The 19,074-nt window shown below is 50.9% G+C and carries 16 protein-coding genes, 10 tRNA genes and 2 rRNA genes; 2 read left to right on the top strand and 26 right to left on the bottom strand.

Annotation, left to right across the window (positions count from 1 at the left end; translation table 11 throughout):
• Position 1: 1 nt before the first annotated feature.
• The 14 genes from hisIE to BLV33_RS18920 form a co-directional block, all read right to left on the bottom strand.
• Positions 2 to 685: a bifunctional phosphoribosyl-AMP cyclohydrolase/phosphoribosyl-ATP diphosphatase HisIE gene (hisIE, locus tag BLV33_RS18985; protein ID WP_090795116.1), complete on the bottom strand. Its 684-nt coding sequence runs from the start codon at positions 683 to 685 to the stop codon at positions 2 to 4.
• Positions 682 to 1,440 carry an imidazole glycerol phosphate synthase subunit HisF gene (gene hisF / locus BLV33_RS18980; protein WP_090795113.1) on the bottom strand — a complete coding sequence of 253 codons (759 nt, stop codon included), beginning with the start codon at positions 1,438 to 1,440 and terminating at the stop codon, positions 682 to 684. The genes hisIE and hisF overlap by 4 nt, the downstream gene beginning before the upstream one ends.
• A 26-nt stretch (positions 1,441 to 1,466) precedes the next feature.
• Positions 1,467 to 2,195, bottom strand: a complete 729-nt coding sequence (hisA, locus tag BLV33_RS18975; RefSeq protein ID WP_090795110.1) for a 1-(5-phosphoribosyl)-5-[(5-phosphoribosylamino)methylideneamino]imidazole-4-carboxamide isomerase — start codon at positions 2,193 to 2,195, stop codon at positions 1,467 to 1,469.
• A gap of 23 nt (positions 2,196 to 2,218) precedes the next feature.
• Complete coding sequence (gene hisH, locus BLV33_RS18970; RefSeq protein WP_090795107.1) at positions 2,219 to 2,836, bottom strand: imidazole glycerol phosphate synthase subunit HisH; 618 nt, start codon at positions 2,834 to 2,836, stop codon at positions 2,219 to 2,221.
• A 1-nt stretch (position 2,837) separates the two neighbouring features.
• Positions 2,838 to 3,443 carry an imidazoleglycerol-phosphate dehydratase HisB gene (hisB, locus tag BLV33_RS18965; RefSeq protein ID WP_090795104.1) on the bottom strand — a complete coding sequence of 202 codons (606 nt, stop codon included), beginning with the start codon at positions 3,441 to 3,443 and terminating at the stop codon, positions 2,838 to 2,840.
• 2 nt (positions 3,444 to 3,445) lie between these two features.
• Positions 3,446 to 4,726 carry a histidinol dehydrogenase gene (gene hisD / locus BLV33_RS18960; RefSeq protein ID WP_090795100.1) on the bottom strand — a complete coding sequence of 427 codons (1,281 nt, stop codon included), beginning with the start codon at positions 4,724 to 4,726 and terminating at the stop codon, positions 3,446 to 3,448.
• Between the two features lie 71 nt (positions 4,727 to 4,797).
• A complete protein-coding gene (gene hisG / locus BLV33_RS18955) occupies positions 4,798 to 5,442 on the bottom strand; it encodes an ATP phosphoribosyltransferase (protein ID WP_090795095.1) in 645 nt (214 codons plus the stop codon).
• 14 nt (positions 5,443 to 5,456) lie between these two features.
• Entirely contained in the window at positions 5,457 to 6,659 is a 1,203-nt protein-coding gene (locus tag BLV33_RS18950; RefSeq protein WP_090795088.1) for an ATP phosphoribosyltransferase regulatory subunit, read from the bottom strand.
• A 150-nt stretch (positions 6,660 to 6,809) separates the two neighbouring features.
• Positions 6,810 to 7,310: an acyltransferase gene (locus tag BLV33_RS18945; RefSeq protein WP_090795084.1), complete on the bottom strand. Its 501-nt coding sequence runs from the start codon at positions 7,308 to 7,310 to the stop codon at positions 6,810 to 6,812.
• On the bottom strand, positions 7,307 to 7,960 hold the full coding sequence (gene ppaX / locus BLV33_RS18940; RefSeq protein WP_090795082.1) for a pyrophosphatase PpaX: 654 nt from the start codon (positions 7,958 to 7,960) through the stop codon (positions 7,307 to 7,309). The genes BLV33_RS18945 and ppaX overlap by 4 nt, the downstream gene beginning before the upstream one ends.
• Positions 7,938 to 8,915 carry a prolipoprotein diacylglyceryl transferase gene (gene lgt, locus BLV33_RS18935; protein WP_090795079.1) on the bottom strand — a complete coding sequence of 326 codons (978 nt, stop codon included), beginning with the start codon at positions 8,913 to 8,915 and terminating at the stop codon, positions 7,938 to 7,940. The genes ppaX and lgt overlap by 23 nt, the downstream gene beginning before the upstream one ends.
• Positions 8,916 to 8,967: 52 nt before the next feature.
• Positions 8,968 to 9,909: an HPr(Ser) kinase/phosphatase gene (gene hprK, locus BLV33_RS18930; protein ID WP_090795075.1), complete on the bottom strand. Its 942-nt coding sequence runs from the start codon at positions 9,907 to 9,909 to the stop codon at positions 8,968 to 8,970.
• Between the two features lie 120 nt (positions 9,910 to 10,029).
• Positions 10,030 to 11,154, bottom strand: a complete 1,125-nt coding sequence (gene ugpC, locus BLV33_RS18925) for an ABC transporter ATP-binding protein (RefSeq protein WP_090795071.1) — start codon at positions 11,152 to 11,154, stop codon at positions 10,030 to 10,032.
• A gap of 89 nt (positions 11,155 to 11,243) precedes the next feature.
• Positions 11,244 to 12,353, bottom strand: a complete 1,110-nt coding sequence (locus BLV33_RS18920) for a PucR family transcriptional regulator (protein WP_090795068.1) — start codon at positions 12,351 to 12,353, stop codon at positions 11,244 to 11,246.
• A 132-nt stretch (positions 12,354 to 12,485) separates the two neighbouring features.
• Here BLV33_RS18920 and larA point away from each other — a divergent pair, with 132 nt between their 5' ends.
• Positions 12,486 to 13,748, top strand: a complete 1,263-nt coding sequence (larA, locus tag BLV33_RS18915) for a nickel-dependent lactate racemase family protein (protein WP_090795065.1) — start codon at positions 12,486 to 12,488, stop codon at positions 13,746 to 13,748.
• Between the two features lie 102 nt (positions 13,749 to 13,850).
• Entirely contained in the window at positions 13,851 to 14,174 is a 324-nt protein-coding gene (locus tag BLV33_RS18910; protein WP_090795062.1) for an MTH1187 family thiamine-binding protein, read from the top strand.
• Between the two features lie 151 nt (positions 14,175 to 14,325).
• On the opposite strand, the gene BLV33_RS18905 is transcribed toward BLV33_RS18910, so the two are convergent.
• From BLV33_RS18905 to rrf, 12 genes are all read right to left on the bottom strand, one after another.
• Positions 14,326 to 14,398, bottom strand: a tRNA-Lys gene (locus tag BLV33_RS18905).
• Positions 14,399 to 14,407: 9 nt separating this feature from the next.
• A tRNA-Tyr gene (locus BLV33_RS18900) sits at positions 14,408 to 14,492 on the bottom strand.
• A gap of 10 nt (positions 14,493 to 14,502) precedes the next feature.
• Positions 14,503 to 14,575 (bottom strand) — tRNA-Phe (locus tag BLV33_RS18895).
• Between the two features lie 38 nt (positions 14,576 to 14,613).
• Positions 14,614 to 14,690, bottom strand: a tRNA-Asp gene (locus BLV33_RS18890).
• A gap of 21 nt (positions 14,691 to 14,711) precedes the next feature.
• Positions 14,712 to 14,787, bottom strand: a tRNA-Thr gene (locus BLV33_RS18885).
• Between the two features lie 7 nt (positions 14,788 to 14,794).
• Positions 14,795 to 14,867: transfer RNA gene (locus BLV33_RS18880), tRNA-Val, on the bottom strand.
• A gap of 20 nt (positions 14,868 to 14,887) precedes the next feature.
• Positions 14,888 to 14,964: transfer RNA gene (locus tag BLV33_RS18875), tRNA-Met, on the bottom strand.
• A gap of 37 nt (positions 14,965 to 15,001) precedes the next feature.
• Positions 15,002 to 15,093: transfer RNA gene (locus BLV33_RS18870), tRNA-Ser, on the bottom strand.
• 115 nt (positions 15,094 to 15,208) lie between these two features.
• A 23S ribosomal RNA gene (locus BLV33_RS18865) occupies positions 15,209 to 18,135 on the bottom strand.
• A 320-nt stretch (positions 18,136 to 18,455) separates the two neighbouring features.
• Positions 18,456 to 18,531: transfer RNA gene (locus BLV33_RS18860), tRNA-Ala, on the bottom strand.
• A gap of 29 nt (positions 18,532 to 18,560) precedes the next feature.
• Positions 18,561 to 18,637 (bottom strand) — tRNA-Ile (locus BLV33_RS18855).
• Positions 18,638 to 18,861: 224 nt separating this feature from the next.
• Positions 18,862 to 18,978: ribosomal RNA gene (gene rrf, locus BLV33_RS18850) — 5S ribosomal RNA — on the bottom strand.
• Positions 18,979 to 19,074: the final 96 nt, after the last annotated feature.

Raw genomic sequence — 19,074 nt, 5'->3', positions numbered from 1 at the left:
CCTAAATGCGGTCGATTGTTTTCGTGTCTGAAAAAGAGGACTTTTTAAGATGCCTGCGTTCCAACTCCATCATAACATCATCAAGAGGGAGCTTGGAATCGCGCATTAACACCATTAAATGAAAAATAAGGTCGCTGACTTCATAGCGGAGCTCGTTCTGATCCTTGTTTTTGGCAGCGATGATCACCTCGGAGGTTTCCTCACCAATTTTTTTAAGAATCTTGTCCGCTCCTTTTTCGAAAAGGTAGGTGGTATAAGCACCTTCAGGACGCTCGGCATCACGCGAAGCGATGATCGATTCCAGGGAAGACAGGATGGCGAAACGGTCGGATGTCTTCATGGGAGCTGAAGATGTCTTTACTTCTGTTTGTTCAAGCGGAAGCTCCTCGGTAAAACAGCTGTAAGCTCCTGTGTGGCAAGCCGGCCCTTGCTGTTCAACAAGGACAAGCAATGTATCGGCGTCACAATCATAGCGAAGCGATTTGACCTGCTGCGTGTGTCCCGAAGTTGCTCCTTTGTTCCAAAGCTCCTGGCGCGAGCGGCTCCAGAACCAGGTTTGTCCGGTTTGGATAGTGCGGTCCAGCGACTCCTGATTCATATAAGCCAGCATCAGCACCTCTTTGCTGACAGCATCCTGCACAATCGCGGGAACGAGACCGTGCGCATCAAACGTAATTGAGTTCAACGAATCTCCACTCCTTTAGCTCTGAGATCATCTTTAACCTCATGAATAGTTAACTCTTTATAATGAAATATCGTTGCCGCAAGTCCGGCGTCTGCCTGGCCTTCCGTGAATACATCATAGAAATGATCGATTCGCCCCGCTCCGCCGGAAGCAATGACAGGGATACGGATGTTTTCCGAAACGGCCTTGGTCAGTTTCAGATCGAAGCCATCCTTGGTTCCATCAGCATCCATACTGGTCAGCAGGATCTCTCCAGCCCCCAATTCCTCCATACGCTTCGTCCAGGCCAGCGCTTTAATGCCTGTTGCGTTACGGCCGCCATGGGTAAAAACTTCCCATTCGCCCCACTGCTCATTATACTTGGCGTCTACGGCCACTACAATACACTGCGAGCCAAAGCGCCTGGCTCCATCGGAGACAAGCTGCGGATTCGTAACGGCAGCCGTGTTAATGCCGATCTTGTCAGCACCTGCGCGCAGCAGCCTTTTCATGTCATCCACACTGGCAATGCCGCCGCCAACCGTAAACGGGATTGTGATCTCGCCCGCTGTCTTGCGCACCACCTCGACCATGGTTGCCCTACCTTCAAAGGAAGCCGAAATGTCCAGAAACACGAGCTCATCCGCACCTTCCTGATCGTATAGTGCAGCCAGCTCTACGGGATCTCCGGCATCGCGAAGGTTCACAAAATTTACACCCTTGACCACCCGCCCGTCTTTGACATCAAGGCAGGGAATGATTCTTTTCGCTAGCATGTGTTGTCACTCCCTTTCGTGAACACTCAAATGAGCTTCAGCGCTTCTTCAAGCTTGATGCTGCCTGTATACAATGCTTTTCCAACAATAGCGCCGCCCACTCCGTTAGCCGCTTGCCTAGCAAGGCGAGTCAGATCTTCCATTTTGCTCACGCCGCCGGACGCGATGACCGTCTGCCCGGATACCTTCGCGAGCTGAGTGATGGCTTCCACGTTAGGTCCGCCCATCATCCCATCACGGGAAATGTCTGTGAAAATAAAAGTCTTCGCTCCATGTTCGGCAAGCTGGACGGCCAAATCCTCCGCCTTTACCTGCGAGGTTTCAAGCCAGCCGCGTGTCGCTACAAGTCCATCTCGGGCATCGATCCCGATGGCGACCTTCTCCCCATGCTTAGCAAGCAGTTTATATACAAATTCACGGTTTTCAATAGCCGCTGTGCCCAGAATCACACGGGATACGCCGAGCGATAACAAGCGATCGACATCCTGCTCTGTACGCAGTCCACCTCCGACTTGAACGGGCACTTTAACCGAACTTGCGATTTTACCGATCAGTACATCGTTAACCGGATGGCCGGCTTTGGCCCCGTCCAGGTCCACCAAATGAATCCACTCGCCCCCTGAGGCTTCCCATTCCAAGGCTACCTCGAGCGGATTCGTGTTATATACGGTTTCCTGGTTGTAATCTCCTTGAACGAGCCTTACACATTTGCCATCCCGGATATCAATGGCCGGATAAATGATAAAAGAAGACATGCAGTACGCTCCTCTAAGCTATTCTATTTATGAATCTCGGCCTTGCACAGGCCAAGGAAATTGCCCAACAGCTTCATGCCGAGCTCACCGCTTTTTTCCGGATGGAACTGCATTCCGTACACATTATCGCGCCCAACGACAGCCGTAACCGGCTGGTAATAGTCCGTCACGGCAAGCAGATCCGACTGATTCTCCGGCTTAACGCGATAGGAATGCACAAAATACACATAGCCTTCATCCAACCCGCCAAGCAAGGGACTAGGCTGAAGGAATTCGAGTCGATTCCAGCCCATATGCGGGATCTTGTAATCGCCTTGGAAGCGCACAACCTCGCCCGGAAGAAGATTCAAGCCCTCATGGCTGCCATGCTCTTCACTGCGAGAGAACAAAAGCTGCATCCCTAGGCAAATGCCCAGCAGGGGCTTGCCTGACGTCGCGTAACGCAGCACCACATCACGCAGATTCGATTCATGCAAATGCTGCATGGCATCGCCGAACGCTCCAACCCCCGGGAGGATAGCTCCATCCGCTGCAAGGATTTGCTCGGGGTCCGAAGTCACTGCGGATTCGTAGCCCAGCCGCTCTACAGCTTTACTGACACTATGCAAATTCCCCATGCCGTAGTCAAAAATCGCAATCATCTTAAAGCACTCCCTTCGTGGAGGGTACCCCCTGTACACGCGGATCAATCGTCACAGCTTCATCCAGTGCTCGGGCAAGCGCCTTAAATACCGCTTCGATCATATGGTGCGTATTTTGTCCGTAATGCACAATCACATGCAGCGTAATGCGTGCTTCCAGGGCAAACTTCCATAGAAATTCATGCACCAGCTCCGTTGAGAAGCTGCCCACTGTTGCCGAGGGATAAGCTGCGCGATATTCAAAATGAGGCCGATTGCTAATATCAATCACAACCTGAGCCAGAGCTTCATCCATGGGCACGAATACGCTTGCGTAGCGCTTGATGCCTTTTTTGTCGCCGAGCGCTTCACGCAAGGTTTGGCCCAAACAAATCCCGATGTCCTCAACAGTGTGGTGATCATCAATATCAATGTCACCGCGCGCCGTTACATTCAGATCGAATTGTCCGTGCTTGGTAAAAAGATCGAGCATATGATTCAGAAAAGGGACATCCGTCTCAATTTTGGAAATTCCCATCCCATCCACTTGAAAAGTTAGCTGGATATCTGTCTCATTCGTCGTACGGGAGACGCTTGCCACTCGTGTGCTTTGCTGCTGATCGGCCATGATTAGTTCCCTTCCTTCTCTAAACGTACTTGAATCGCTCTTGCGTGAGCCTCGAGACCTTCGTGTCTGGCTAACGTCATGATCTGTTCTCCGTTTGCCAACAGGGCTTCCTTGCTATAATGAATAACACTTGATTTTTTGATAAAATCATCTACATTCAGCGGCGACGAGAATCGGGCCGTGCCATTGGTCGGAAGCACATGATTCGGTCCGGCGAAATAATCGCCGACCGGCTCGGAGCTGTACGGCCCGAGGAAAATCGCTCCCGCGTTCTCGATGCGCGGCAGGTAGGTGAACGGCTCCGCAACGAGCAGCTCCAAATGCTCGGGAGCCAGCCGGTTTACGATGCCAATGGCCTCGCTGATGTCCTCCACCAGCAGAATCGCGCCGTTATCCTGAATGGATTTCGCGGCGATCTCCTTGCGGGGCAGCAGCGCCAGCTGGCGCTCCACCTCCTCCTGAACCTGCAGCGCCAGCTGCTCGGACGGCGTGATCAAGATGGCGGAGGCCATCTCGTCATGCTCCGCCTGCGAGAGCAGGTCGGCCGCGACATAGGCCGGGTCGGCCGTATCGTCGGCGATGACGGCGATCTCGCTCGGGCCGGCGATGCTGTCGATGTCGACGACGCCGAAGACGTAGCGCTTCGCCAGCGCGACGTAGATGTTGCCCGGCCCGACGATCTTATCGACCGGCGGGATCGATTCGGTGCCGTAGGCGAGCGCAGCCACGGCTTGCGCGCCGCCGACGCGATAGATCTCCCGCACGCCGGCTTCTGCAGCCGCTACCAGAATGTGCGGGTCGATGCCTGCTTCCCCCGCGGTGGCCGGAGGCGTCACCATGACGATCTCCGGCACCCCCGCCACCTGCGCGGGGATGGCGTTCATGAGCACGGAGGAAGGGTACGCCGCCTTCCCTCCGGGCACGTACAATCCGACCCGCTGCAGCGGTCGGACGATTTGGCCCAGCAGGCTGCCGTCGGCCTGCAGGTCCATCCACGACGTTCGTTTCTGCTTCGCATGAAACGAACGGATGTTGGCGGCGGCCTGGCGCAGCGCCGCCACGAACGCGGCGTCCACCTGGGCGTACGCCGCCTGGATTTCGTCGTCGGTGACGCGAAGCTCACCGACGGTCACGCGGTCGAACTGCTGCGCGAAGCGTCGCAGTGAGGCATCGCCCTCGAGCCGCACCGCATCGATGATGTGGCGCACGCTGTCGTTTTGCTCGGGCGAGCCGTACTCGACCTCGCGCTTTAAGTGAAATTCAGCGGCTGGTACAATCCGCATCGGCCATCTTCCTTCCTTTGGCGGGGACCGCCTGTCCCGTCCCCTTCACATTCATCTAGGCTTGTGCCTTGTTACACCTGCTTGAGTTTGACTTCAGGAAGCACCGCTTGCAGCAGATCGCATAATTGCTGAATGGCTGCATTTTTCATTCGATAGCTAACCCGGTTGGCAATCAAACGGCTCGTGATCTGGAAAATTTCTTCCTGCTCGACCAACCCGTTCTCCTGCAGCGTTTTCCCTGTCTCCACCATATCGACGATGCGATCGGCAAGCCCGATCAACGGTGCAAGCTCAATGGAGCCATTCAACTTGATAACCTCCACTTGCTGTCCCTGCTCGCGAAAATATTGCGAGGCCACATGCGGATACTTGGTAGCAACCCTCGGATTTAAGACTGGCTTCCAATCCGGCAGCCCGATGACGGACATCCGGCAGCGGGCAATACCCAGATCCAGAAGCTCATAGACATTGCGGTTTTCTTCCATGAGTACATCTTTACCTACAACGCCTATATCCGCAACACCGTATTCCACATAAGTCGGCACATCCACCGGTTTGGCGAGAATGAATTCCATCCGTGCTTCTGGAACCGGAATAATCAGCCTGCGGGAATCCTCCAAATCCTCTGGAATCGGCAGGCCTGCTTTATGAAAAAGCATCGAAGCCTGTTTATAGATTCGTCCTTTCGGCATAGCTACTTTTAATATGTCGTCCACGTACCCGACCTCCTTTACACCATCGTGATGACATCGCCGTAAATAACCCCCTGGACAAGGTAATGTTCATCTTCAAGCAGCTCTATTTCACTCTCCAACGACGCTTCCGAGCTCACGAGTCTGGTGACGACGGCAACACCTTCGCGAGTACGAATTTCTTTGGCGCACTGAAGGGCCTCTTCCCGATGAGCCTCATCATAAGCGATCAGAACCCGGTAAGGCGGTTCTATCGCTTCTTTGCCGATGACCTCCAGAATTCGATTCGTCTTAAGTGCAAAGCCTGTAGCCGGAGCCGGCCTGCCGAATTGGGCAAGCAGATTATCATATCGGCCGCCGCCGCAAACCGGGAATCCCAAATCCGAGGCATACCCTTCAAATGTCATCCCCGTATAATAGGAGAAATCCCCGATCATAGTTAAATCGATCACCACATGCTCACTCACGCCGTAGGCTTTGAGCACATTCCAAACTTCCTGCAGATGACGGATCGCATCTTGAGCCGTTGGATCCCCGGTAACAGCACGAGCCTGTTCACAAATTTCCAGCCCGCCTCGAAAACGCAAAACACCCTGCAGCTCTTTCTCCACGCCGGCTTCCAGCTGCAAAGATTGGAGCATTTCCCGATACCCGACATAATCCCGATTCAAGAGGCAAGCCTTCAGGCTCTTCTGGGCATCCTCTCTATTCGTCAGTGTTTCATGAAACAGTCCATTCAGAAAACCCACATGTCCCAGGGCAATTTTAAAGGTCTGCACACCAGCAGCCTGCAAAGAGGCTATAGCTAACGCGACAACCTCGGCATCCGCCTCGGACGACGCATCTCCCACGAGCTCCACACCCGTTTGAAAAAACTCCGAATCACGACCGGCTTCCTCTTCAATGGCGCGAAATACATTCGAATGGTAGGACAAACGCAGCGGAAATTTGTAATCCTTGAGCAAAGAGCTTACCACGCGCGCAATTGGCGCAGTCATCTCTGAGCGCAGCACGAGCGTCTTTCCTTTTCGGTCCAAAAGCTTGAAAAGCTTTCTATCCTCCGTCGAGCTGGCCGCCCCGACCGTGTCATAAAACTCAAGGGCCGGAGTGATGATTTGGCTGTAACCCCAGCGCTCCATGCAATCCAATACATTAAACTCTATGTTGCGCAGCTTCGCTACGGCTTCCGGCAGGTAATCCTTCAAACCGGTTGGCTTTTCAAAAAATTTAGGCTTTGACACCGAATCCACCCCAAACGCTTTAGTGCGATACCATACTACCATACTACCAAAATAAAGAATGTACGGTTATTCTATCATGTTAGCTTTGGAGCGTCAATTGGAATATAAGCAAAAAAAGACCCGCTTTTGTTATCAAGCAGGCCGTGAACTTCAGTCGGTTTTATCCATTCTTCCTTCGCGGATCACCTGCAGAGGATTCCCTGCGACGAAGCTGTGAGGAGCTACATCCTTATGAACAACGGTGCCGGCTCCGATAATGGCATAATCACCGATGGTGACTCCAGGGAGAATAGTGCTGTTGGCTCCTACCATAACGTGGGAACCGATTCGCACTTCGCCCAGCCGATACTCTTTGATCAGGTATTCATGGGCGAGAATTGTAGTGTTATATCCAATGATCGTATTATGGCCAATGTTAATATATTCCGGAAAAAAAACATCGACCATGACCATCAGTGCAAACGCGGTATTCTCGCCAACCTTCATGCCCAGCACATGGCGGTAGATCCAATTTTTGAGCTTTAGCGAGGGGGAATAGCGCGTGATTTGAATGAACAAAAAATTTCGAACGGCTTTCCATTTGCTGACGGTTTGGTAAATTTGCCATAACGCATTCGGTCCCTCTACCGGGAATTTATCCGTTTTTCTCAAATGGCATCCACCGTCAATCCAACGATGGGCAGCAGTTCCCGCATATCATCAATCACATAATCGGGATGATATTGCTCCAGATAAGGTCTACCCTTCCACGACCAGGATACACCAACGGCGCCAACACCCGCGTTCTGGGCCGCTTCAATATCGTAATGGCTGTCGCCCACCATGATCGTTTCTTCTGGCTTTCCATTCAGTTCTCGGAGCGCACGGAAAATCCCCTCCGGATCCGGTTTCGCTTTGGCCACATCCTCTAACGTTACAATACTGCTGATAAATGTGTCCAATCCGGCCAGCTTCAAGCCCATATGGGTCGTTTTGCGAACTTTGCTCGTCACTATTCCGATCTTGATCCCATTGGCGTGAAGCTCAGCGAGTACAGTACGCACATGCGGAAATTCTGTAACGAGCTCATCATGCTTACTCAGATTAAAGGAACGGTATTTCTCGACTAAATCCATAACTTCTTCTCTACCCGAAAAATACACCATTTGCTCGATCAGTGGCAGTCCCATATGGGGAATAATCTGCTCTCTCGTTAAGATTGAAGGCGTCTGTCCTTCCAGGCTATGCAGAAAGGATTGAACGATAAGCTCGTTCGTATCAACAATAGTTCCATCCAGGTCAAACAATACGGTTTTGATCATAGTCGACTCCTTGGGTGCTGAGTTCATTTTCTGCTGTCCGTTTAGGCTCTTCTGAAGCTTTGGAGGAAACGATTGGATCCGAATAATGCTCTTTTGCATATCCTTTTCTCCGTCTGTAAATAATCAGGCAGATCGCTGCCAAGAAGATGAGAATCGCGACAAGCTGCGACACCCGAATATTCCCGCCATACGTCATTACTCCCGGCTCAAACACCAGTCTCATCGGAGACCATAGCATATCGATAAATGAAGCGAGCCATGCCGGACCTGTAAAATCCAGGCTATCCGTACGAAGGCCTTCTACAAAGAAGCGGCCGATGGAATACCAGATGAAATAGCTTAAGAACAGCTCCCCTGCCCGCAGGAAAGGTCTCCGGCGCAAATACAGCAGTACCAGAAGCCCCAGCACATTCCAAAGGGATTCATATAGAAAGGTAGGATGGTAAAAAACACCCTGAATATTCATTTGATTCACAATAAAATCAGGAAGATGCAGCGTATTGCGAAGGAAACTTTCCTGCACCGGACCCCCATGGGCCTCTTGATTCATAAAGTTGCCCCAGCGGCCAATCGCTTGGCCAACAATCAAACCGGGCGCAGTGATATCCGCGATTCTCCAAAAGCTGTAGCCTTTTGCCCGAAAGTAAAAATATGCCCCGATGATCGCACCTAGTAAAGCACCATAAATGGCAATGCCGCCGTGCCAAATCATGAAAATTTCAGCAAGATTGTTCTTGTAATCATTCCATTGGAAAATAACATAATAAATGCGCGCGCCCACAATCGCCGAAGGCACGCCAATCAATAGCATATCCATGAAAAAATCCGGAGAGATCCGGTATCGTCTGCCTTCTCTTATGCAAAGCAGCAGCCCAACCAGCGCCGCTGTTCCCAGAATAATCCCGTACCAATGAATCTTAATCGGGCCTATCGCTAATGCTATCGGATCAAGCATTTTTCAATCTTACCTCCCTCAAGATATACAAGCTGCAAGCAGGATCGATGGCTCAGTCGGAATCCTCATAATCCTCGGACAATTGTTCTGTCAATTTATTGGTGAACTGCAGCGCAGCATTATAGCCCATTCCTTTTAAACGGTAATTCATTGCGGCCACCTCGACGATGACGGCCAGATTTCGCCCGGGTCGAACCGGAATGGTGACCAGAGGGATATCCGTATCGATGATTCGCGTCATTTCTTCATCCAATCCTAGCCGGTCATACTGCTTGTCTTGCTGCCAGTTTTCCAGCTTCACGACAACGGAAATTTTCTTCACATTGCGAATTGCTCCTGCACCAAAAAGCGTCATCACATTGATGATCCCCACTCCGCGAATTTCCAGCAAATGCCGAATCAATTCGGGCGCATTCCCTGACAAAACATGATCCGCAGTCTGGCGGATTTCTACAGCATCATCGGCAATCAGGCGGTGTCCTCGTTTTACCAGCTCCAGCGCAGTTTCACTTTTACCGATCCCGCTGCTTCCCGTGATGAGCATTCCGATACCATATACGTCTACCAAAACTCCATGGATCGTCGTACTTGGGGCTAACCGGTTCTCCAGAAAGCCAGTCAGCCGGCTGGCGAAGATGGTCGTCGACACTTGGCTTCTCAGAATCGGAAGATCCCTCTTGGTCGCTTCGTCTATCAGCTCGGTCGGTACCTCCAGCCCTCTTGTCACTACGATGCAAGGGGTTTCCTCAGGCGCGCAGAGCTGCTCTGCCCGATTTCGCCGCACCCCGCTGGTCAACATTTCGAGGAAGGTGATCTCCGTTTTTCCCAGCATTTGTACCCGTTCACGCGGATGGTAATTGAAATAGCCGGCCATTTCCAGGCCTGGACGGTATAAATCAGCAACCGTAATCGGGCGGCTCAGTCCAGCTTCCCCAGTGAGGACTTCCATATGGAATTTATCGGCCAGATCGGAAACCTTAACTTTTTTTGCCATCCCGTTATCCCCTTTACTTTCCCAGTAGTCTCATCGTAATGGAATCCTATTCTGAAATCAAGCTTAACCGGCAACGAAATAAAAACCAGCCGAAAACGGCTGGTTTTGGGAAGGTACGACTTATAGCTTTGCAAAAATGGAAAGTGAAGTTTCTTTATCGAAGAAGTGAACTTTATTCATATCAAATGCAAGCTTTACATTCGTTCCTTCTTTGAATCCGGAACGAGCATCAACACGAGCCATAATGGTGTTAGGGCCTACTCCATTGATGTACAGGTACATCTCATGGCCGAGGTTTTCCGTGATTTCAATATTCGCATTCACCTGTGTGTTAGGGGATGCTTCCAGGAATACCGGCTCATCATGAATGTCTTCCGGACGAATGCCGAGAATAACTTCTTTGCCCAGATAGTTTTGTTCACGAAGCATTTGCGCTTTACCGTCAGGCAATTGGACATTAACGCCCGGTGCCTTAAAGGTAACAGCGGAACCTTCTTGCGTAAATGTACCGTTGATGAAGTTCATTGAAGGAGAACCGATGAATCCGGCTACGAACATATTAACAGGGTTGTTGTAGATTTCTTCAGGTGTATCGGCTTGTTGAATGATACCTTTATCCATAACTACGATACGGCTGCCCATGGTCATAGCTTCAATTTGGTCATGTGTTACGTAAATGATGGTTGTTTCAAGACGCTTATGAAGCTTGCTGATCTCCGCGCGCATGGCTACGCGAAGTTTAGCATCCAGGTTGGAGAGCGGCTCATCCATTAAGAATACTTGCGGCTCACGAACGATCGCGCGTCCCAAGGCAACACGCTGACGCTGACCACCGGAGAGAGCTTTTGGCTTACGATCCAGCAGATGTTCAATATCTAGAATTTTGGCAGCGTCACGGACGCGAGCGTCGATGTCTGCTTTTTTGAATTTACGAAGTTTTAATCCGAATGCCATGTTTTGATAAACGTTCATGTGCGGGTAAAGGGCATAGGATTGGAATACCATCGCGATATCGCGATCTTTGGGAGCTACGTCATTGACAAGGCGATCTCCAATGTAAAGCTCTCCTTCAGAAATCTCTTCCAAACCGGCAATCATGCGAAGTGTGGTGGACTTGCCGCAACCGGAAGCACCTACCAATACAAGAAATTCCTTATCGGCTACATCCAGATGGAAATCCTTTACCGTTGCTTCATCGTTACCTGCATATTTCTTCACGATATGGTTTAAACGTACGCCTGCCATTGGATTATTCCCCCTACATTGATTTCTGACTCTCTATTCATCTTAACCTATGGGCACGATGCTGACTATGCACAATCTTCACAAAAATATCACTTTCTTTTCGTTACTTTGTACAATAGCAATGCCAGCCTTACCAGAACGGCATGATTAAAGGAGCGAACATCGAAGCCGGTTTCATTTTTGAATTTGTCCAATCGATATAAAAGCGTATTTCTATGAATATAAAGCTTCTTGGCAGTCTCGCTGACATTGCAATCCAGAGCAAAAAAATGATCAAGCGTCATCATGGTTTCAGAATCGAGTACATAATCGCCGCCGCGAAGCACCCGATCGAGAAATTCATTCTTCTCATCTTCCTCTACCCTGTGAAGCAGTTTTTCCAAGTGAAGCTGCCACGGAAGATGGATGAATCTGCCGACATGAAAGGTTCGGCCAAGCATGATGGTCTCCCGCAGCTGAAGAATCGTGGAAAGCAAGGACTTGGCCGGCTTTATTGGATAGTGAATGGCTAGATGGCAGTCGCCTACCCATTCGTTCGCCAGCATTTCATGAAGTCCCGATCCGATCGCGTCGAGACCTTGCTCCATGCTTTCTTCATGATGATCCTCACGGTCATCATCCCCGCTGGCAAGCAGAGCCTCGGATCCGAGAATGAGCCACTCTTTTTCCATCAAAGGGATAAGGATAATTTCCGCTTCAAAGAAGGATTCCAGCAGCTTTTTGAGGTCAGTATAGGATACTTGCAGATTCTGCGAATAATCGCCGTAGAGCAGCAGAGGAATTTTCGTCGAGTATAACGATGACTGTGAAACAAACATATCCGGCAGCTCTACACTGGTACGGCTATGCTCCATTTGCTGCAGCAGCCATTCGCGCAATTGATTCGCCTTGCGTTCATCATCGGATATGTAGGACATCCAATGCTTACGTTCATCCTGAAGCTTAGACTCAACCATCAGTTCTACCAATTGACGCTCAGAGGCTGTAATCATCGCGTCGGCAGCCTGAAGAATGCGTACCTCTCCTTGCTCCTTGGTCAAATAAAACAAAATGTCGTGATCGCGAATTACACTTTTTACCGGAGCTTCCTGTCCTTCTTGCTGGACCAATCGGTTCCATTCCGTTTCGGGAATCAGTCCGATCTGCATCGAAGTATTCAATACGGCTTCCAGCCTTGCTTTCATTCGTTCCCAATCCATTAGCCTGGCTCCCTGCTCCAACTTTTCTTTTCTTTATTGTACCATAGATAGGCCGTATCTTTGCAGGAGGTGCTTGGGAAGACTCATAATCTCCCTCGAATCGGAAATAATTAGGAATATGGTCAGGAGAGGATGATGATTATTTATCTGCTTCCTTACGGCAAAGGCACTATCTCTTTCGATCTTCCCAATGGAGTTGACCCGGATTGGATTAATTATCATCAAAAAAACAATGCGCCAGGGGATTGGCTGAGCATGGCGCTGGAGAATCCCATTGATTCAAAACGTTTGCAACAAGCTGCAGCAGGAAGCCGTTCTGCGGTGATTTTGATCAGCGATATGAGCCGTCTATCCCCCAGCTATCTCTTTGCAGGACGCTTGCTCGATGAGCTTAATGCCGCCGGAATCCGTGATGAACAGATTCGGATCATTGTCGCTTTGGGCTCTCACCGCAAACAAACCGAGGAGGAATTGATCTCCTTGACTGGGCTTACCGCTTACAAGCGTGTACAGGTACTGAATCATTCCGCTCTCCCGGAGGATTGTATTGCCGTTGGAGTTTCTCGTGCAGGGACGCCTATCGAGATCAATCGGCATGTGGTGGAAGCCGAGTTTCGGATTGTTACCGGCAATATTGAGCCGCATCGGCTTGCCGGCGTCTCGGGTGGCGTTAAGGCACTCATGCCTGGAGTCGCCTCGACACGCACGATCGAGCACAATCACAGCCTCTCGCAGATGCATAAGGCTGAGCCCGGCCAGCCCGATAATCCGCTGAGGCTGGATATGGAAGAGGCACTGCGCTTCGTGCCGATCCACTTTTTGCTCAATGTGATCGTAGACCATGAGCGCAATGTCCTGGATGCCTTCGCCGGGGATGTGATCGCGGCTCATCGTGCAGGCATAGAGGCAGCGCGCTCACGATTTATCGTGGAGGCGCCGCATCTCTATGATGTTGTGCTTGTTTCGGCAGGCGGCCATCCCAAGGACACGCAGCTGTATCAAGCTTTGAAAGCTTTGACTAATGCGGCGGCTATCACCAGGCCAGGTGGCTCCCTTGTCCTGGTCGCTCAGTGCGAAGAACTGTTCGGCAATGGCATTTTCCAGCATTGGGTGGAAACAATAGGCGACCGACAGATTATGCTGGCCAAGCTAAAGGAAAAATTTGTCCTTGGCGCCCACAAAATCGAGCATATCGACAGCATTTTACAGCATCATCCCGTTTATCTGTTTTCTCAGATGCCTGAAGCTTTGGTCCGACTAATGGGTTTCCATCCTGTTTCCGATTTGAATCACACTTTATCTCTTAGACTTGAACAATCAGGGCGCAACATTGCCGTCATGCCCTATGGAGGATTAACTTATCCTTATGTACAGACGATGCCCTCGAATAAATAGCGAGATGGAATTCCCTTATTTTAGCAAAAATTGCTGTTCAGCCTCATGTCCGTTACAATAAAGAAACAAGGAAGAATACTCTCTGTTGAGGTGATGATTAGCATGGCCATTGCAGAATTGACCATTGTCCCGATCGGGACAGGTTCTACCAGCCTTAGCCGGTATGTCGCAGATATCCAAAGAGAATTGGAAAAGCAAAGCGGAATCCTGTATGAATTGACTCCCATGAGCACGATCATCGAGGGTTCGCTTGAACGACTTTTTGAGGTGATTCGGGTTCTTCACGAGATTCCTTTCAACCTTGGGGCCGGACGCGTTTCCACCTCCATCAAGATTGATGACCGCCGGGATAAAGCGAGCTCCATCGCGCAAAAAATGAAATCTGTTACCGACCTGCTGGAAGAACCACAGGAAATGCTGATGTAGCGGTCAACCAAGAATAAACGGCAAGGTCATCCTAATTGACGCGCGATTGTCAAGGTTGATGCGAAGCAAGATAAGCTTAGAAATACTTATACTTTCTGATCAGCCAAAAAAGACCCCTCTCGGGGTCTTTTGTCCTGTTATGATATAAAAGTGAGACATGTAGGATTCGAACCTACGACACCCTGATTAAAAGTCAGGTGCTCTACCGACTGAGCTAATGTCTCATAAGGGATTGGTGGAGGATGATGGATTCGAACCACCGAACTCAGAGAGAGCAGATTTACAGTCTGCCGTGTTTAGCCACTTCACTAATCCTCCAGCTTAAAAATGGCTCGGGACGGAATCGAACCGCCGACACGAGGATTTTCAGTCCTCTGCTCTACCGACTGAGCTACCGAGCCCTATGTAATTAGAGTTCCCACTGGAGCCAAAAAAATAATGGCGGAGCTGACGGGATTCGAACCCGCGGTCTCCTGCGTGACAGGCAGGCATGTTAGGCCTCTACACCACAGCTCCAAAAAAAATAAGTGCACCAAATGGTGCCGTCGAGAGGACTTGAACCCCCAACCTACTGATTACAAGTCAGTTGCTCTACCAGTTGAGCTACAACGGCAAAAGTATGGAGGCTGACGGGATCGAACCGCCGACCCTCTGCTTGTAAGGCAGATGCTCTCCCAGCTGAGCTAAGCCTCCATTTGGACAAAAAAATAATATGGTAGCGGCAGAGGGGCTCGAACCCCCGACCTCACGGGTATGAACCGTACGCTCTAGCCAGCTGAGCTACGCCGCCACATAAGGAAAACAGAAAAAAGATATAAAATTAAAACTGGCGGAGAGAGAGGGATTCGAACCCTCGCACCACTTACGCAGTCTAACCCCTTAGCAGAGGGTCCCCTTATAGCCACTTGGGTATCTCTCCAAGCTATTTGAATACTTTCAGGCAGGAAATATTGCTCCCTGAAAACTAGCAGCGAAACGAACATTAGCGTGAAATTAGTTTTGCTTCCGAAGCCAGCTTTCCTCCGGAAAGCTCTTAGGTTAAGCCCTCGACCGATTAGTATTCGTCAGCTGCATGGGTTACCCCACTTCCACCTCGAACCTATCTACCTCGTCGTCTACAAGGGGTCTTACTGATTGGGAAATCTCATCTTGAGGGGGGCTTCGCGCTTAGATGCTTTCAGCGCTTATCCCCTCCGTACATAGCTACCCAGCTATGCCTCTGGCGAGACAACTGGTACACCAGCGGTACGTCCATCCCGGTCCTCTCGTACTAAGGACAGCTCCTCTCAAATTTCCTGCGCCCGCGACAGATAGGGACCGAACTGTCTCACGACGTTCTGAACCCAGCTCGCGTACCGCTTTAATGGGCGAACAGCCCAACCCTTGGGACCTACTTCAGCCCCAGGATGCGATGAGCCGACATCGAGGTGCCAAACCTCCCCGTCGATGTGGACTCTTGGGGGAGATAAGCCTGTTATCCCCAGGGTAGCTTTTATCCGTTGAGCGATGGCCCTTCCATTCGGTACCACCGGATCACTAAGTCCGACTTTCGTCCCTGCTCGACCTGTTTGTCTCGCAGTCAAGCTCCCTTATGCCTTTGCACTCTGCGAATGATTTCCAACCATTCTGAGGGAACCTTTAAACGCCTCCGTTACATTTTAGGAGGCGACCGCCCCAGTCAAACTGCCCACCTGACACTGTCCCCATACCGGATCACGGTACCAGGTTAGAACCTAGGTACGATCAGGGTGGTATCCCAACGGCGCCTCCACCTAAGCTGGCGCTCAGGCTTCTACGGCTCCCACCTATCCTGTACAGATCGTACCCAAGTCCAATATCAAGCTGCAGTAAAGCTCCATGGGGTCTTTCCGTCTTGTCGCGGGTAACCTGCATCTTCACAGGTATTAAAATTTCACCGGATCTCTCGTTGAGACAGCGCCCAAGTCGTTACGCCATTCGTGCGGGTCAGAATTTACCTGACAAGGAATTTCGCTACCTTAGGACCGTTATAGTTACGGCCGCCGTTTACTGGGGCTTCAATTCATAGCTTCACCTTGCGGCTGACCACTCCTCTTAACCTTCCAGCACCGGGCAGGCGTCAGCCCGTATACTTCGCCTTGCGGCTTCGCACAGACCTGTGTTTTTGCTAAACAGTCGCTTGGGCCTTTTCACTGCGGCCCCCTCGGGCTATTCACCCTACCGAGGCACCCCTTCTCCCGAAGTTACGGGGTCATTTTGCCGAGTTCCTTAACGAGAGTTCTTCCGCGCGCCTTAGAATTCTCTTCTCGCCCACCTGTGTCGGTTTGCGGTACGGGCACCTTCGCCTGGCTAGAAGCTTTTCTTGGCAGCTTGAGTACATGACCTTCGGTACTGTAATTTTCCCTCCCCATCACAGCCCAGCCTTATCGATGTGCGGATTTACCTGCACACCAGCCTCACTGCTTGGACGAGCTCTTCCATCCGCTCGCGTCTTTCCCCTTCTGCGTCACTCCATCACTCATAACGGCTACGGTGGTACAGGAATTTCCACCTGTTGTCCATCGACTACGCCTTTCGGCCTCGCCTTAGGTCCCGACTTACCCTGAGCGGACGAGCCTTCCTCAGGAAACCTTAGGCTTTCGGCGGATCAGATTCTCACTGATCTTTTCGTTACTTATACCGGCATTCTCACTTGTATGCGCTCCACCTGTCCTCACGGTCAGAATTCTACGTACATACAACGCTCCCCTACCCAAGCGCGAATCTTGTTCGCGCCAGCCATAGCTTCGGTGGCGTGTTTAGCCCCGTTACATTTTCGGCGCAGAGTCACTCGACCAGTGAGCTATTACGCACTCTTTCAATGGTGGCTGCTTCTAAGCCAACATCCTGGTTGTCTGGGCAACTCCACATCCTTTCCCACTTAACACGCACTTGGGGACCTTAGCTGATGGTCTGGGCTGTTTCCCTCTTGACAATGGATCTTAGCACTCACTGTCTGACTCCCGGATCTAAGTTTGTGGCATTCAGAGTTTGACTGGACTTGGTAACCCTTGGCGGGCCCCGCACCCAATCAGTGCTTTACCTCCACAACTCGTTTATCCGAGGCTAGCCCTAAAGCTATTTCGGGGAGAACCAGCTATCTCCGAGTTCGATTGGAATTTCTCCGCTACCCCCACCTCATCCCCGAATTTTTCAACATTCGTGGGTTCGGGCCTCCAGTGAGTGTTACCTCACCTTCACCCTGGACAGGGGTAGATCACACGGTTTCGGGTCTACGCCTGCATACTCATGCGCCCTATTCAGACTCGCTTTCGCTGCGGCTCCGTCTTTTCAACTTAACCTCGCATGCAAACGTAACTCGCCGGTTCATTCTACAAAAGGCACGCCATCACACATAGAAAGTGCTCTGACTTTTTGTAAGCACACGGTTTCAGGTTCTTTTTCACTCCGCTTCCGCGGTGCTTTTCACCTTTCCCTCACGGTACTGCTTCACTATCGGTCACTAGGGAGTATTTAGCCTTGGCAGATGGTCCTGCCGGATTCCGACGGGGTTTCACGTGTCCCGCCGTACTCAGGATCCGTCTAGGGGTTTCGCTTGGTTTGGGCTACAGGGCTTTTACCTTCTTTGCCGGGCCTTTCCAGACCTCTTCACCTACCAAGCTAACCCCATGTTAACGTCCTACAACCCCAGGGAGCAAGCTCCCTGGTTTGGGCTTCTCCGCGTTCGCTCGCCGCTACTGACGGAATCACTTTTGTTTTCTGTTCCTCCAGGTACTTAGATGTTTCAGTTCCCTGGGTATGCCTCCAACTATCCTATGAATTCAGATAGTGGTAACTGCGCATTACCGCAGCCGGGTTCCCCCATTCGGACATCCCCGGATCAAAGCCTGCTTACGGCTCCCCGAGGCATTTCGTCGTTCGCCACGTCCTTCTTCGGCTCCTAGTGCCTAGGCATCCTCCGTGTGCTCTTTCTAGCTTAACCAGTGTCTATCGATCGTTAGATCTCAGACGGTTTCTAGAAACATTCATTTGTTGTGACACAAATGATGCTTAAAGGAATTACGTGCAACCGTTAGGTTGTCACGCTCTAAGTTTCACGCTTTTTGTTCGTTTCGCTATCTAGTTTTCAAGGAACAATCGTTGTAACCAGTAGGGCGCAAGGCGCTGCGTGGTTATCAACTTATTTGCTTGTTGTGACTCGTTTGATTCACCGCCTGATCAGCGGCAACAAACATCTTATCACATCTTGCAGGCTCTTTTCAAGTCGATATTTCTTGGAAATTCGACCTTAAAAGGGCATTTTGGTGGAGCCAAGCGGGATCGAACCGCTGACCTCCTGCTTGCAAGGCAGGCGCTCTCCCAGCTGAGCTATGGCCCCATGGGATGTTTCCCTTTGCAGGGATGTTATGGTGGGCCCTAGTGGACTCGAACCACCGACCTCACCCTTATCAGGGGTGCGCTCTAACCAGCTGAGCTAAGGGCCCTCAGACATTTGCGGAGCAAATGTAACTTCGTAAGCGATGCTGAGTTTTGCGTTAGCAAAACTTACTTCGTAAGCGTTACTGACATTTGCAGAGCAAATGTTACTTCGTAAGCGTTGCTGAGTTTTGCGTTAGCATCGCTTCCTTCTTTTCAACATGTCTTCAAAATAAAAACCCACCTGCGTGCTTTCGAAGAAGCCCTTCGAAAGCATCCGCTTGTGGGGTTCGCTTGGCAACGTTCTACTCTTCCAGAACCCTGCGGTTCAAGTACCATCGACGCTGGAGGGCTTAACGGTCGTGTTCGAGATGGGAACGCGTGGTTCCCCTCCGCCATCGTCACCAAACGAGTGCAGCCTGGTGGTTCTCACCACAGCTACGAGAAAGGCATTACCCTCTCAAAACTGACAACGAGTGAAGAAGAAGTTGTGAAGGCTAAGCCT

The sequence above is a fragment of the Paenibacillus sp. GP183 genome (genome assembly GCF_900104695.1).
In the GTDB taxonomy this organism is placed as follows: Bacteria; Bacillota; Bacilli; order Paenibacillales; family NBRC-103111; genus Paenibacillus_AI.
This window is presented reverse-complemented; position numbering and strand designations above follow the sequence as displayed.